This window comes from Achromobacter arsenitoxydans SY8 (assembly GCF_000236785.1).
Classification (GTDB): Bacteria; Pseudomonadota; Gammaproteobacteria; order Burkholderiales; family Burkholderiaceae_B; genus Achromobacter; species Achromobacter arsenitoxydans.
On the sequence record NZ_AGUF01000090.1, the window covers coordinates 30,181 to 44,735 of the forward strand.

Below are 14,555 nucleotides of genomic sequence, written 5' to 3' on the forward strand. Positions count from 1 at the left end.
GGCGCGCGTTCAGTTGCGCACGTAATAGATGCGCATCGCCTGCTGCTTCTGGGCGCCGTCCATGACGCGCAGCACCACCACCTTGGGGTTGAAACCGTCGGGCAGCTTGAGCTGGCCCAGCGCGTAGTCGTAGCGGTCGACGGTGAGGGCAGGCCCTTCCGGCGTGATCGTCGCGGCGCGGCCATTGGGGTAGGCGCCTTCGATGGCGAAGGTCAGGGTGCCCTTGAAGGGGGCGCCCTGGCGGTCTTCACGCATGACCAGGACCTGGTAGTCGAGCTGGCCGGGGGCGCGCTTGAACGAGGCCGAGCGGATGCCCAGGTTGCCGCCGCGCGGGTCGGGCGGCATTGCGTCCTGGAACAGCACCAGTTCTTTGTCCAGGGTTTCGTTGCGGGCGCGCGCTTCGGCCAGGTCGCTGGTCAGCTTTTCGTGGCCGGCCTTGTTGGCGTCGCGCTGTTTGGTGGCCTCTTCCAGCTGGGTCTGCAGGCGCTGGCGTTCGAGGTTCGAGGCGCTGAGCTCGCTGTGCAGCTGTTCGGACTGTTCAACGGTCAGGCGCTGCGGGCCGTAGTTGGTTTGCAGGAAGAGCACGCCGCCCGCGCCAAGGGCAATGCCAACCAGCAGCAACACAAGCCAGCGCGGCATGCGGCGCGTGCGTTGGCCCGGCTGGTATACGGAGGGCTTGAACACGGCCCGTTGCGATCTTCCAAACATCCCCATTCCTAGAAAACTTCCTGTGTGTGTGCCTGTGGGCATGCTGCGGGCGCATGCCAAAGCGTCAGAGAATACCCCGTTAGCCGGGGGCGTTGCGTGCGCAGACAAGCCTGGTTGCGCACCTTGATATTGTGAAATATGTGGGCGTCAGCGGGCCGTGCCGGCGAGTTCCGCATCGAGATCAGCCAGCCGCTGCGGGGTCCCGACATCCGTCCATCTTCCGGCATGGCGTGCGCCGCGGGCAAGCTCCCGGCCCATGGCCTGCCTGAGCAGGGGCGCCAGGGGCGCGGCCGCGCCGCGCGGGACGTCCGCGAACAACGAAGGATGGTAGACGCCGACGCCGGCAAAGGTCAAACGGGGTTCTCCCTGCGCGTGGACGCGGCCGTCCGCCGCAAGGAAGAAATCGCCGTCGGGATGGTGCGCGGGATTGTCCACCAGCAGCAGCCAGGCGCCCGCCCGGGCCACGTGCGGCACGACGTCGCGGGCCGCCGCGGGATCCCAGTCGCACCAGATGTCGCCGTTGATGACCAGGAAGGGATCGTCGCCCAAGAGGGGCAGGGCCTGAGCGATGCCGCCGGCGGTTTCCAGGGCGGACGGCTCGGGCGAATAGCGGATCCGCACGCCGTGGCTAGCGCCGTCGCCCAGCGCGCGCTCGATTTCGTGGCCCAGCCAGGCGTGGTTGATGACGATGTCCCGGATGCCCGCCGCGGCCAGCCGTTCCAGGTGCCAGACGATCAGCGGCTTGCCGGCCACCGGCAGCATGGGCTTGGGCAGGCGGTCGGTGAGCGGCCGCATGCGTTCGCCGCGTCCCGCGGCCAGAATCATGGCCCGCATCAGAACGTGTATCCGACGCTGACCTGGCGGTCGTCCAGGCGGTCCAGCAGCCGCAGCAGCGGCGTGAAGACGCCGTAGCGCTGGGCCACCTGGCGGACATAGCCGTTCACGCGGGGCATGTGGGCCAGGTAGTGAGCCTTGCCGTCGCGGTGGTTCAGGCGGGCGAATACGCCCAGGATGCGCAAGTTGCGCTGCAGGCCCATCCATTCGTAGGCGCGGTGGAAGTCGGCGAAATCGGCGTCGACCGGCAGGCCGGCGGCCCGCGCCATTTCCCAGTAGCGGATGGCCCAGTCCAATTGCTGGGGTTCTTCCCAGGTGGTTCTGGCGTCGGTCACCAGCGACGCCAGGTCGTAGGTAATGGGGCCGGCCAATGCGTCCTGGAAATCAATGACGCCGGGATTGGGGCCGTACTGCGGCTGGTCGCAGACCATCAGGTTGGGCGAGTGGAAGTCGCGATGCACCAGCACCTGGGGCTGTCCGCCATTGCTGGCCGACAACAGCGCGAAGATCTTTTCCAGGGCATTGGCGGTCTTGTCGTCCAGCGTGGCGCCATGGTGCTTTTGCACGTACCACTCGGGGAACAGCTTGAGTTCGTCGGCGAGGCGGGCGCTGTCGTAGACGCCAAGTCCGGCAGTCGAGGCCTGCTGCAGCTTGACCAGGGCGGCCAGCGCCTCGCGGTACAGCGCCTGGAGCTGACGGTCGTCCAGTCCGTCCTGGATCCGCTGATAGTAGGTTTGCTCGCCCAGGTCCGACAGCAGCAGCAGGCCCTGGTCCAGGTCCTGCGCCAGCACCTGCGGCACGTTCAGGCCGGCGTCGGCCAGCAGCTTGTCCACGTGCAGGAACGGGCGGCAGTCTTCGTGCTGGGGAGGGGCGTCCATGACAATCAGGCTGCGCTGCCCCGCGTCCAGCCTGAAGTAGCGGCGGAAACTGGCGTCGGCGGAGGCGGGGCGCAGCGTGTCGATGGCCAGATTCAGGGCGGGAGGCAGGCCTTCCAGCCAGGCGCGGACTTGCGCCAAGCGGGGGTCGTGATCGTTTTTCAAGGAAGATCCGTGTCAGAAGGGCAATATTGCTGAAAATTTGGTTCCGCGAACTTAAGGCTGGGCGTTGTTCGCGGCTTCTCTATAATACCGGCTCGTTTCCGCTAGCATTGGCCCCGCCCGGGCGCCTTTGTCCGGCTCTCCCATGGTCAAAAAGGGCTGTTTTCATTCGTGCGCAAGGTTCCGTGGTTGATCCTCTCCGTTGTCAGCGTCGCCGCCGGAGCCGCCCAGGCTCAAGGTAGCCCGGGCGCCGCTGCTACCGCGCCGTCGGCCACGTCGACCCCGCAATTGCGTACTTCCCCCGGCCTGCGTATGCACCGGTTGCCGGACGACAGCATCCCCGCTTATATGGAAGCGGACAGCATTTCGGGCGATCCCGACTCCGAACTCAACCTGACCGGCAGCGCGCAGGTGCGCCGCATCGACGGGGTGATCAAGGGCGACGAGATCAACTACCGCAAGGATACCGGCGAAGTCGACGTCCGGGGCAACGCGCGCATGATGCGCGACGGCACCCTGGTAACGGGACCGAACGCCAAGTTCAACGTGGACAAGTATTCGGGCCAGGTCGAAAAACCGAATTTCTGGCTGGGCTCCACGGGCGGTTTCGCCGTTGCCGAGCACGCGGACATTTTCAGCAAGTCGCAGATGCGGCTGCATACGGTCACGTACAGCGGGTGTCCGTGCCCGGAGCCCTCCTGGTACATCAAGGCCAATTCGGTCGATATTGATTTCGACGAGAACGAAGGGGTGGCGCGGGGCGGCGTGCTGTACTTCAAGGATGTGCCCATTCTGGCCTCGCCCTACATGACCTTTCCGGTCAAGCGTGAGCGCAAGTCGGGCTTCCTGCTTCCGACCTACGGCACGACCAGCCAGGGCGGTTTCGATGTGTCGATTCCGTATTATTTCAATCTGGCGCCGAATTACGACTTGACGGTGCAGCCGCGCTACTTTTCCAAGCGCGGCACGCAGCTGGGTGGCGAATTCCGCTACCTGGGGTCCAGCTACCTGGGCACGATCGACGGCACCTACCTCCCGAATGACAATGTCACCGGCGAGGACCGCTGGATGTACTGGTGGCGGCACCAGCAGACGTTCTCTCATGGCTTCTATGCCGATTGGGACATCGCCAAGGTGTCCGACGACAATTACTACCGGGATATTTCCCAACTGGGCCTGAACCAGGCGTCCACCACCTATCTGCCGCAGCGCGGCCGCGTGGGTTGGGCTTCCCAGTACTGGAGCGCATACGCCCAGGTCTACAAGTACCAGACGCTGCAGGATCCTGACGCGCCGCTGGTGCCTCCCTATGACAAGGAACCGGAGCTCTACCTGCGCGGCGCCCGCTACGACTGGGGCGGCTTCGACGTGGACTGGACCTCGACCGCCGTGCGTTTCAGCATGCCGGAATTCGGCGCCGCGGTGCGCAGGCCCGATGGCGACCGGTTTCAGACTTATCCGACCGTTTCATATCCCATCGTCCGTCCGGGCTGGTTTGTCATCCCCAAGGTGGGCGTCAACTACACCCAATATCAGACCAAATGGTATGGGGTTGATGCGCTTGGCCTGAACGGCGGTTCGGCGGACGGGCTGCCGCGCTCGCAATCGCGCACGGTGCCGATCATGTCGCTGGATGCGGGGCTGATCTTCGAGCGCGAGACCTCGCTGTTCGGCAAGTCGTCGATACAGACGCTGGAGCCGCGGCTGTATTACCTGAACGTGCCCTACCGCGACCAGTCCAAGCTGCCCGTGTTCGACACTTCCCTGGCCGATTTCAGCTTCTCGCAGGCCTTCGAGGAAAACATCTACACCGGCGGCTGGGACCGCATCGCGAACGCCAACCAATTGACCGCAGCGCTGACGACGCGCTGGCTGGATGCGGATACCGGTTTTGAACGCATGTCGTTGGGCGTGGCGCAACGGCTGTACTTCGAGGACCAGAAGGTCACGCTGCCATTGGAAACCCCGCGCACGGACGTGCGTTCCGATTTTCTGGTTGGCGCCAGCGCGGCCCTCACCGATACCCTTAGCACCGACATCGCGGCGCAGTACAACCCCTACGACAACAATTGGTCGCGCGGGCTTGTCAGCGCCCGCTGGTCGCCGCAGCGCCTGACGACCGTCGCCCTGGCGTATCGTTATCAGCGCGATCCCCAGCCGGGGGTGTTTTACCAGCCCCAAGGCCAGAACCAGGTCAGCCTGGCGGTCCAATGGCCGTTCAGCAAGCGCTGGTACGGCGTGGGCCGGGTGGATTATTCTTTGCGTTCAGGACCCTCCAGCACGGTGGCCAACACGATGGAATCGCCGCGCGTGACGCAGGCTATCGCCGGCCTGGAGTACAAAGGCGACTGCTGCTGGGTGGGCCGCATGGTCTACCAGCGCTATGCCGTATCGGCGGCGGACACCAATTCCGCGCTGTTCTTCCAGCTTGAGCTGACGGGCCTGGGTTCCCTGGGAACCGACCCGATGAACCTGCTGAACAGAAGCATCCCTGGCTACACGCGCGTGACTCCGCCCGTGCCCGCCGGGACCACATTTGAAAGGTATGAATGATGCGTAGGTTGCACTCTTTGCGCCGCCTCTCCGGCAATGCGCTGTTGTTGGCGCTGTGCGCCGGCTTGCCCGCCGCGCACGCGGCCGAGCAAACTGCCCGCGGCGCGAACAGTGGCGCCAAGGCCGCGCCCGCCGCGCAGAGCAATGCCGCTGCCGCCCCGAAGGGCGAACAATTCGTTGACGGCATCGCCGCGATCGTCGACAAGGACGTGATCACGCTGCGCGAACTGCGCGACGCCTCCGTGCGCGTCGCCGGTGAACTGAAGGCCCGCGGCATCCAGGTGCCGGACGATCAGTCCCTGCAGCACCAGGTGCTGCAGCGCCTGATCATGGAACGCGTGCAGCGCCACGAAGCCGACCGCCTGGGCATCCGGGTGGACGACGCGCAGGTCGACCAGGCCATCCAGACCATCGCCAGCCGCAACAAGATCACCCCGGCGCAACTGCGCCAGGAACTCGAAAAGTCCGGCACTTCCTGGGACGCCTACCGCAAGTCGCTGCGCGACGAGATCCGAACGGACCGCCTGCGCCAGCGCGCGGTGGACTCCACCATCGTCATTTCCGATGCGGAAGTCGACGCCTTTCTGAAGGACCAGCAGCGCAATCCGGCATTCGGCGCGTCTGCGCAGGCCGCCCAGCAGCAGCCCCAGGCGCAGGCGCAACCCGCACCGGAGCAAGCTGCCGCGCCCACCGGCCCGATGCTGTACGCGCTGGCCCAGATCCTGGTGCGCGTGCCCGAAGGTTCGTCGCCCGAGCAACTGGCGCTGCTGCGCAAGAAGGCGGAAGGCCTGCTGGCGCAAGCCAAGCGCGGCGACGATTTCGCCAGCCTGGCCGCGGCGTCGTCCGACGGTCCGGAAGCCCTGCAGGGCGGCGTCATGGGCGTGCGTCCGCTGGACGGCTGGCCCGACCTGTTCGTCAAGGCGGTCGGCAATCTGCAGAAGGGCCAGGTCAGCCAGCTGATCCAGAGCGGCAACGGGTTCCACATCATCAAGGTGATGGACCGCGGCATGGCCCAACCCGCGCCGGCACGCACCGCCCGCGCGCCCGCTCCGCAGCCCGCGCCGCAGCCGGCCCCGCAGGCGCAGGCGCAAGCGCAGCAAGGCCCCACGCAGGTGATTCAGACGCGTGCGCGCCACATCCTGATCAAGACGTCCACCGTCATGAGCGACGAGCTTGCGCGCCAGCGCCTGGAGCAGGTGCGGCAGCGCCTGGTGAACGGCGGCGCCAAGTTCGAAGAAATGGCGCGCCAGTATTCGCAGGATGCGACCGCGCCGCAGGGCGGCGAACTGGGATGGCTGAATCCGGGTGAAACCGTGCCGACTTTCGAGGCCGCCATGAATGCGCTGCAGCCGGGTGAAATCAGCCAGCCGGTGCAGACGCCTTTCGGCTGGCACATCATCCAGGTCGAAGAGCGCCGCCAGCACGACGCGTCCGACGATCTGGCACGCATGCGCGCCCGCCAGACCTTGTTCGAGCGCCGTGCCCAGCCTGCCTTTGAAGACTGGCTCGAACAGCTGCGCGCCCAGGCGTACGTGGACAACCGTCTCGAAAAGCAGCAGCAGATCCAGCAGAACAACCGCTAAACGCATTACGGGCTTTTCATGTCTCAACACCAGGCGCGCAAGCGCTTTGGCCAGAACTTCCTGACCGACGAGAGCGTTGTCGAGTCCATCGTCCGGGCTGTTGCACCCGCCCGCGACGATACCGTGGTCGAGATCGGCCCGGGCCTGTCTGCGCTGACGCGGCCGCTGCTCGAACGCATCGACCATCTGACCGCGGTGGAAATCGACCGGGATCTGGCGGCGCGCCTGCGCAAGCAGTTCGAGGCCTCCCGCCTGACCGTGGTCGAGGCCGATGCGCTGACCGTGGACTTTTCACAGTTCGGCGATGCGCTGCGCGTGGTGGGCAACCTGCCCTACAACATCTCCAGCCCGCTGCTGTTTCACCTGATGACCTGGGCCGACCACGTCCGCGACCAGCATTTCATGTTGCAGCGCGAAGTGATCGACCGCATGGTGGCCAAGCCCGGTTCGGGCGATTTCAGCCGCCTGTCCGTGATGCTGCAATCGCGCTATCGCATGCACAAGTTGTTCGACGTGCCGCCCGAGGCCTTCGATCCGCCGCCCAAGGTGGTGTCGGCGATCGTGCGCATGGTGCCCTTGCCGGCGGACCGCTTGCGGCCGGTCAGCGAGCGCGCCTTCGAAACGGTGGTGGCGCGCGCGTTTTCGCAGCGGCGCAAGATGCTGCGCCGCGTGCTGGCGGACTGGGCGCCCGTGGTGCCCTGGGAAGCCCTGGACATCGCGCCGACCGCGCGTGCCGAGGACATTTCCGTGGACCGGTACATCCGGCTATCGGATGCGCTGGTCGAAGCTGGCGCGCTGCAGCGGGATTGACGACTGACCGCGTAGATGAAAAAAAGGCCCCTTGGGGCCTTTTTGCGTTTCAGCGTGCGTGGCTTGCGGGATGCGGCCTACGCCCGCGCGATGGTCGCGCTGCGCGCGGATTCACAGCATGCGTTTCTGCGCCGCCATCCAGAGCTGCATGACGTCGCGCGCGCGCTCGGTTAGCAGGCGTTCGGCGTCCGCCAAGGCCTGCTGCAGCGTGATGGGGCCGGGAGCCAGGCTGAAGGCGGCGCTGATGCCGCAGGCATGCAGGGCTTCGTAGCCCTGGCCCAGCGACCCGGCCAGCGCCACGACGGGGACGCCCGCGCGCTGCGCTATTTTGGCCACGCCTGCCGGCGTCTTGCCGCGCAGGGTCTGCGCATCCATGCGGCCCTCGCCGGTGAAAACGAGCGTGGCGCCCTCGACCGCCTGCGCCAGTCCGCCCAGTTCGGCCACGATTTCGACGCCGGGCCGGAAATGGGCATCGAGAAACGCCTTGGCGGCGAATCCCAGGCCGCCCGCCGCGCCCGCGCCGGGTTCGTCGCGGTGATCGGCGCCCAGGTGCCGCGCGCACACGTCGGCGAAGTTGGCGAGCATCCGGTCCAGCGTTTGCACCTGTTCCGGCGTCGCGCCCTTTTGCGGGCCGAACACATGCGAGGCGCCCTGCGGGCCGCATAGGGGATTGTCGACGTCGGACGCGATGTCGATGCGGATTCCGGACAGGCGCGGGTCCAGGCCGCGTGTGTCGATGCTGGCAAGCTGCCCCAGCGCGCCGCCGCCCGGGGGCAGGCTGTGGCCGCCCGCGTCCAGCAGTCGCACGCCCAGCGCCGTCAGCATGCCGGCGCCCGCATCGTTGGTGGCCGAGCCGCCCAGTCCGAGAATGATGCGCTTGGCGCCCGCATTCAGGGCGGCCAGCATCAGTTCGCCCACGCCGTGGCTGCTGGCGCGCAGGGGATCGCGCTTGGAAGGGGAGATCAGTTCCAGGCCGGCGGCGGCGGCCATTTCGATCACGGCCGTGCCATCGTCCAGCAGGCCCCACACGGCGTCGACCTTGTGGCCCAGCGCATCGTTCACGGTGACCTGCAGCTCCTTGCCGCCCGTTGCCGCCAGCACGGCCTCGACGGTGCCTTCGCCGCCGTCGGCCATGGGCACGCACACCGTGTGCGCGCCGGGGAAGGCTGCCTTGACGCCGCGCGCGATGGCTGCCGCTGCGTCGGGCGCGGAAACGCTTTCTTTGAAAGAGTCGGGAGCGATGACGATTTTCACGGGATTCGATGGGCTCGTTGAAGGTTGGCGTGATGCCCATGATACCCGTGCGGACGCGGCCGGCGTACCATAGCGCTTTCGTTGATTTTGCGAGAGTGGACCGCCATGCCTGTATTGCGCCGCACAAAAATTGTCGCCACCCTGGGACCCTCGACGTCATCGCCCGAACGCATCGAAGCGCTCATCCGCGCGGGCCTGGACGTGGCGCGCCTGAACTTCTCGCACGGCAGCGCGGACGACCATCGCGAACGCGCGCGGCTGGTGCGCGAGATCGCCGCCAGGCAAGGCCGCTTCGTCGCGATCATGGGCGATCTGCAGGGCCCCAAGATCCGCATTGCGCGCTTCACCGAAAAGCTGGTGCAACTGCAGGTCGGCCAGCCCTTCACGCTGTCGCGCGCGCATCCCAAGGATGCCGGCACCGCCAGCATCGTGGGCATCGACTACCCTGAGCTCGTGACCGACTGCCGCGTGGGCGACGAGCTGCTGCTCGATGACGGCCGCGTCGTGCTGGTGGTGGACCGCGTCGAAGGCGACGAAGTCCGCACCACCGTCACGGTGGGCGGACCGCTGTCGAACAACAAGGGCATCAACCGCCGCGGCGGCGGCCTGTCCGCGCCCAGCCTCACCGACAAGGACCGCGTCGACGTCAAGCTGGCCGCCGAAATGGAACTGGACTACGTGGCCGTGTCGTTCCCGCGCTATGGCAGCGACATCGACGAGGCGCGCACGCTGCTTGCCGCCGCCGGCAGCCAGGCCTGGATCATCGCCAAGATCGAACGCGCGGAAGCCGTTGCCGACGATGAAGCCCTGGATGCGCTGATCCGCGCCAGCGACGGCGTCATGGTGGCGCGCGGCGACCTGGGCGTGGAAGTGGGCGACGCCGAACTGGTGGGCATCCAGAAGCGCATCATCCAGCACGCGCGCACCCTGAACAAGGTCGTCATCACCGCGACGCAGATGATGGAGTCGATGATCTCCAGCCCCATGCCGACCCGCGCCGAAGTGTCCGACGTGGCCAACGCGGTGCTGGACTACACCGACGCGGTCATGCTGTCGGCCGAAAGCGCATCGGGCCAGTACCCGGTCGAAACCGTGCAGGCCATGGCGCGCGTCTGCCTGGGCGCGGAAAAGCACCCGACCACGACGAAGTCCCACCACCGCATGGGCGAGACCTTCACGCGCTGCGACGAGACCATTGCGCTGGCGGCCATGTACGCAGCCAATCATTTCCCCGGCGTGAAGGCCATCATCGCGCTCACGGAAAGCGGGCACACGCCGCTGATCATGTCGCGCATCCGCTCGGGCGTGCCAATCTACTGCTACAGCCCGCACAGCTTGACGCAGAACCGCGTGGCGATGTTCCGCGGCGTGTACACGATTCCGTTCTCGCCGTCGGACTACGATCCCGCCGACCTGAGCAACGCCGCCATCGAGGAACTGCGCAAGCGCAACCTGGTGCAGACTGGCGACTGGGTGATCCTGACCAAGGGCGACTTCTACCGCGACAGCGGCGGCACCAACGGGATGAAGATCCTGCTGGTGGATTGACGTGTAGAACCCCGGCGCCCGACGCGGTACAGATCGCGGGGCGCCGCAGGGCGGTTCAACCGAAGAACCAGTAGCACACGCCGATCGCGGCCAGCACGCCGGCCAGGTCGGCGATCAGCGCGCAGCTTACCGCGTGGCGCGCGCGCAGGATGCCGACCGACCCGAAGTAAACGGCCAGCACATAGAAGGTGGTCTCGGTGCTGCCCTGCATGACTGCCGCGAGCAGCGCGGGAAAGCTGTCCACCCCGAAGTGCGTCATGGTTTCGAGCATCATCGCGCGCGCCGCGCTGCCCGAGAACGGCTTGACCAGGGCGGTGGGCAGCGCGTCTACAAAGCGTGTGTCCCAGCTGGCCTGCTGCGCCAGCCAGCGGATGCCGTCCAGAAGGAAATCCAGCGCGCCGGACGCCCGCAGCACGCCCACGGCGCACAGCATCGCCACCAGATAAGGCAGGAGGTTCTTGGCGATGTCGAACCCTTCCTTGGCGCCTTCGATGAAGGCCTCGTAGACGGGCACCTTCTTCCAGGCTCCCACGACCAGGAACCCCAGCAGGATCCCGAACAGCGCCAGGTTGCCCATCAGCGACGACAGCGTCGCGATGGCGGCCGCCGACATGCTGGCCAGCAGCGCCATGAATCCGCCCAGCGCCAGGGCCGCGCCGCCCAGCCAGAGCATGATGACCGGGTCGGCCAGGCGCAGCCGCTGGCACGCCGCCACCGCCAGAAAGCCCGCCAGCGTCGACGCGCTGGTGGCGAGCAGGATGGGCAGGAACACCAAGGTGGGATCGGGCGCGCCCTGCTGCGCGCGGAACATGAACAGGGTGACGGGCAGCAGGGTCAGCGACGACGCGTTGAGCACCAGGAACAGGATCTGCGCGTTGCTGGCGGTTTCCGGCGTGGGGTTCAGGGACTGCAGCTCGCGCATTGCGCGCAGGCCGATGGGCGTGGCGGCATTGTCCAGGCCCAGGCCGTTGGCGGCGAAATTCAGCGTGATCAGGCCGATGGCCGGATGGTTGCGCGGCACCTCGGGCATCAGGCGGGCAAACAGCGGACCCAGCAGGTGCGCCAGCTTTTCGACCAGGCCGGCGCCTTCAGCGATGCGCAGAAAACCCAGCCACAGGGTGAGCGTGCCGAAAAGCAGCACCATCACATCCACGGACACCCGCGCCATGTCGAACAGGCTGGCGACCATCTGGCGGAAGACCTCGGCATCCCCGATGGCCAGCCAGCGGTACAGCGCGGCCGCGGCGGCGGTGAGGAAGAAGCCCAGCCAGAGTTTGTTCAGCATGCGGTCGTGCCCGGACAGCGGTTGAATGCGCATCAGCGCGGCGACGCCCATTGTCGCAGAGTCGGCAAGCCGCGGCTTGGCCCGGGGCCGCCAATTCTGGTACTTTGCCCTGATACGTCTTGTAGCCATAACAGGGGGGATTCATGGATTTCAACGCCTGGCGCCGGCGCCGCATTTCGGAACCCGCGTACCGCTGGGCGCGCGACGCGGTGCCAGCCATGTCGGCCACCGAGCGCGAAGCCATCGAGGCCGGCGACACCTGGTGGGATGCTGACCTGTTCACGGGCAATCCCGACTGGCGCAAGCTGCTGAACGTGCCGGCCGCCACGCTGACGCCCGACGAACAGCGCTTCATCGAGGGGCCGGTGGCTGAACTGTGCGCCATGCTGGACGAATGGGACATCGCCTGGAACCGGCGCGACCTGCCGCCGCAGGTCTGGGCGTTCCTCATGGAAAAGCGCTTTTTCGGCATGATCATTCCGCGCCGCTACGGCGGGCTGGGTTTCTCGCCCTACGCGCATTCCGAGGTGGTGCGCCGCATTTCGGCGTACTCCATCACAGCCGGCGTCACGGTCATGGTTCCGAATTCGCTGGGGCCGGGCGAGCTGCTGATGCAGTTCGGCACGCCCGCGCAGCGCGACTACTGGCTGCCCCGGCTGGCGGACGGGCGCGAGATCCCTTGCTTCGGCCTGACCAGTCCCGAAGCCGGCTCGGACGCGGCATCCATGGTGGACACCGGCGTGGTCTGCCGCCAGGTGGTGGACGGCCGCGAACTCATCGGCATCCGCCTGAACTGGCATAAGCGCTACATCACGCTGGGGCCCGTTGCCACGGTGCTGGGCCTGGCATTCAAGATGTCGGATCCCGAAGGCATACTCGGCGGCCCCAAGGACATCGGCATTTCCGTGGCCCTGGTGCCCACCGAGGCGCCCGGCGTCGAGATCGGCCGGCGCCATCTGCCGGCCATGCAGGTCTTCCAGAATGGGCCCAACAAGGGGCGGGACGTGTTCGTGCCGCTGGATGCGCTGATCGGCGGCGCCGATCGCGCCGGGCACGGCTGGCAGATGCTGATGAGCGCGCTGGCGGCGGGGCGGGGCATTTCATTGCCGTCGCTGTCGGCCGCGGCCGCCGCGATGTGCGCGCACACGACGGGCATGTACTCCCGGGTGCGGGAACAGTTCGGCATTCCCATCGGCAAGTTCGAGGGCGTGCAGGAAAGGCTGGCCAGCCTGGCGGGCAACGCCTATCTGGTGGAGGCCGCCCGTCGCCTGACGTGCGCCGCGCTCAACCAGGGAGTCAAGCCTGCGGTCGTGTCGGGCATCATGAAATACCACGCCACCGAGCGCATGCGGGTTTCCGTCAACGACGCGATGGACGTGCACGCCGGCCGCGCCGTCATCGACGGCCCCAGCAATTACCTGGGGTCGCTGTATCGTGCCGTGCCCATCGCCATCACGGTCGAGGGCGCCAACATCCTGACGCGCAACCTGATCATCTTCGGGCAGGGCGCCATCCGCGCCCATCCCTACCTGATGCCGGAAATCCTTGCGCTGGGCAATCCCGACGAAGAACGCGGCATCGAGGTCTTCCACGACGTGTTCTGGCGCCATCTGCGCCACACCGGGCTCAACACCCTGCGCGCCATCGGCCGCGCCTGGACGGGCGGCATGCTGGCGCCCGCGCCGTCATCGGGGCCGGTTGCCGGGCACTACCGGCGGCTGGGCCGCTATTCCTCGGGCTTCGCGCTGCTGGCCGACGCCGCGCTGGCGCAGTTGGGCGGCGGCCTGAAGCGGCGCGAGATGATTTCCGCGCGCCTGGGCGACATTCTGTCCGAGCTGTACTTGCTGTCCGCCGTGCTCAAGCGCTGGGAGGACGAAGGCCGCAAGCACGATGACCTGCCGCTCGTGCGGTGGTGCATGGAACAGGGATATGCCGGCATCGAGAAAAGCATGGACCAGGTGCTGCGCAGCCTTCCGGTCAGGGTGCTGTCCTGGGGCCTGCGCGCCGCCATCCTGCCGCTGCGGCTGGCCAAGGGGCCGAGCGACGCGCTTACCCGCGAATGCGCCGAACTGCTGCTCAAGCCGTCGCCCACCCATGCGCGCCTGGCGGCCGACCTGCAGCGCGAGCCCGGCGAAGATCCGCTGGGCCTCCTGACCCGCGCATTCGCGCTGGTCGACGCCGTGCAGCCCATCCGCGACCGCCTGCGCCAGTCGGGCGTGCGGGATTGGCGCGAGGCCCATCGGGGCGGGGCCATCACGGATGCGCAGGCCGCGCAGCTGGAGGCGGCCGAAGCCGTCGTGGCGCGGGTCCTGCAGGTGGATGATTTCGCGCCGGAAGAGTTGTCGCCGCAAGCCGCCGAAACGGCTGCGACGGCGGATTCCGGCCAGACCGTCCCTTAATCGTCCTGGTTGGGATCCATGTCCGGGAACAGGATTTCCGTGAAGCCGAACTTCGAGAAATCCTGGATGCGCGACGGGTAGAGGCGGCCAATCAGGTGGTCGCACTCGTGCTGCACCACCCGCGCATGAAAGCCTTCGGCTTCCCGTTCGATCAGCTGGCCGTAGGGGTCGCGGCCGCTGTAGCGGATGCGGCGGTAGCGCGGCACCATGCCGCGCAGGCCCGGCACAGACAGGCAGCCTTCCCAGCCGTCTTCCATCTCGTCCGACAGCGGCGTGATGACGGGGTTGCAGAGGATGGTCTGCGGCACCGGGGGCGCGTCGGGATAGCGCTCGTTGCGGTCGAAGCCGAAGATCACCAATTGCAGATCCACGCCGATCTGCGGCGCGGCCAGCCCGACCCCCTGCGCGGCCGCCATGGTCTCGAACATGTCGTCGATCAGGGCGTGCAGTTCAGGGGTGTCGAAGCGCTCGACGGGCGCCGCCACGCGCAGCAGCCGCGGGTCGCCCATTTTCAGTATCGGGTGGATCATGGGGGCGGTCCGAT

The 14,555-nt window shown here is 67.2% G+C and carries 11 protein-coding genes; 5 read left to right on the forward strand and 6 right to left on the reverse strand.

The window, feature by feature from the left end; translation table 11 throughout:
- Positions 1-9: 9 nt before the first annotated feature.
- From KYC_RS27265 to KYC_RS27275, 3 genes are all read right to left on the reverse strand, one after another.
- Positions 10-708, reverse strand: a complete 699-nt coding sequence (locus KYC_RS27265; protein ID WP_008168637.1) for a DUF6776 family protein — start codon at positions 706-708, stop codon at positions 10-12.
- A 147-nt stretch (positions 709-855) separates the two neighbouring features.
- On the reverse strand, positions 856-1,542 hold the full coding sequence (murU, locus tag KYC_RS27270) for an N-acetylmuramate alpha-1-phosphate uridylyltransferase MurU (RefSeq protein WP_008168640.1): 687 nt from the start codon (positions 1,540-1,542) through the stop codon (positions 856-858).
- A complete protein-coding gene (locus tag KYC_RS27275; RefSeq protein WP_043519393.1) occupies positions 1,542-2,582 on the reverse strand; it encodes an aminoglycoside phosphotransferase family protein in 1,041 nt (346 codons plus the stop codon). Before KYC_RS27275 ends, murU begins: the two co-directional genes overlap by 1 nt.
- 168 nt (positions 2,583-2,750) lie before the next feature.
- On the opposite strand from KYC_RS27275, the gene KYC_RS27280 reads away from it, so the two are divergent.
- From KYC_RS27280 to rsmA, 3 genes are read left to right on the forward strand one after another with little or no spacing between them, the layout of a single operon-like run.
- A complete protein-coding gene (locus KYC_RS27280; protein ID WP_043519394.1) occupies positions 2,751-5,132 on the forward strand; it encodes an LPS-assembly protein LptD in 2,382 nt (793 codons plus the stop codon).
- Entirely contained in the window at positions 5,129-6,715 is a 1,587-nt protein-coding gene (locus tag KYC_RS27285) for a peptidylprolyl isomerase (protein WP_043519395.1), read from the forward strand. Before KYC_RS27280 ends, KYC_RS27285 begins: the two co-directional genes overlap by 4 nt.
- 18 nt (positions 6,716-6,733) lie before the next feature.
- Entirely contained in the window at positions 6,734-7,525 is a 792-nt protein-coding gene (gene rsmA / locus KYC_RS27290) for a 16S rRNA (adenine(1518)-N(6)/adenine(1519)-N(6))-dimethyltransferase RsmA (RefSeq protein WP_008168648.1), read from the forward strand.
- A 111-nt stretch (positions 7,526-7,636) separates the two neighbouring features.
- Here the strand turns inward: rsmA and KYC_RS27295 are convergent, their stop codons facing one another.
- Positions 7,637-8,779 (reverse strand): glycerate kinase, encoded by a 1,143-nt coding sequence (locus tag KYC_RS27295; protein ID WP_008168649.1) that lies wholly within the window; start codon positions 8,777-8,779, stop codon positions 7,637-7,639.
- Between the two features lie 105 nt (positions 8,780-8,884).
- Here KYC_RS27295 and pyk point away from each other — a divergent pair, with 105 nt between their 5' ends.
- The gene (pyk, locus tag KYC_RS27300; protein ID WP_008168651.1) at positions 8,885-10,327 is read left to right on the forward strand and encodes a pyruvate kinase; all 1,443 of its coding nucleotides are present in this window, start codon (positions 8,885-8,887) and stop codon (positions 10,325-10,327) included.
- A 55-nt stretch (positions 10,328-10,382) separates the two neighbouring features.
- Here pyk and KYC_RS27305 read toward each other — a convergent pair whose 3' ends face one another.
- Positions 10,383-11,612, reverse strand: a complete 1,230-nt coding sequence (locus KYC_RS27305; RefSeq protein ID WP_008168653.1) for a nucleoside recognition domain-containing protein — start codon at positions 11,610-11,612, stop codon at positions 10,383-10,385.
- 143 nt (positions 11,613-11,755) lie between these two features.
- On the opposite strand from KYC_RS27305, the gene KYC_RS27310 reads away from it, so the two are divergent.
- A complete protein-coding gene (locus KYC_RS27310; RefSeq protein WP_008168655.1) occupies positions 11,756-14,011 on the forward strand; it encodes an acyl-CoA dehydrogenase in 2,256 nt (751 codons plus the stop codon).
- Here KYC_RS27310 and def read toward each other — a convergent pair.
- Entirely contained in the window at positions 14,008-14,541 is a 534-nt protein-coding gene (gene def, locus KYC_RS27315) for a peptide deformylase (RefSeq protein WP_008168657.1), read from the reverse strand. The genes KYC_RS27310 and def overlap by 4 nt on opposite strands.
- Positions 14,542-14,555: the final 14 nt, after the last annotated feature.

Bases quoted from the DNA above. Each gene is read 5' to 3' on its own strand.
- KYC_RS27285 (WP_043519395.1), top strand. From the start codon at position 5,129: ATGATGCGTAGGTTGCACTCTTTGCGCCGCCTCTCCGGCAATGCGCTG.
- def (WP_008168657.1), bottom strand. From the start codon at position 14,541: ATGATCCACCCGATACTGAAAATGGGCGACCCGCGGCTGCTGCGCGTG.
- KYC_RS27310 (WP_008168655.1), top strand. From the start codon at position 11,756: ATGGATTTCAACGCCTGGCGCCGGCGCCGCATTTCGGAACCCGCGTAC.
- KYC_RS27265 (WP_008168637.1), bottom strand. From the start codon at position 708: ATGTTTGGAAGATCGCAACGGGCCGTGTTCAAGCCCTCCGTATACCAG.
- rsmA (WP_008168648.1), top strand. From the start codon at position 6,734: ATGTCTCAACACCAGGCGCGCAAGCGCTTTGGCCAGAACTTCCTGACC.
- KYC_RS27305 (WP_008168653.1), bottom strand. From the start codon at position 11,612: ATGCTGAACAAACTCTGGCTGGGCTTCTTCCTCACCGCCGCCGCGGCC.
- murU (WP_008168640.1), bottom strand. From the start codon at position 1,542: ATGCGGGCCATGATTCTGGCCGCGGGACGCGGCGAACGCATGCGGCCG.
- pyk (WP_008168651.1), top strand. From the start codon at position 8,885: ATGCCTGTATTGCGCCGCACAAAAATTGTCGCCACCCTGGGACCCTCG.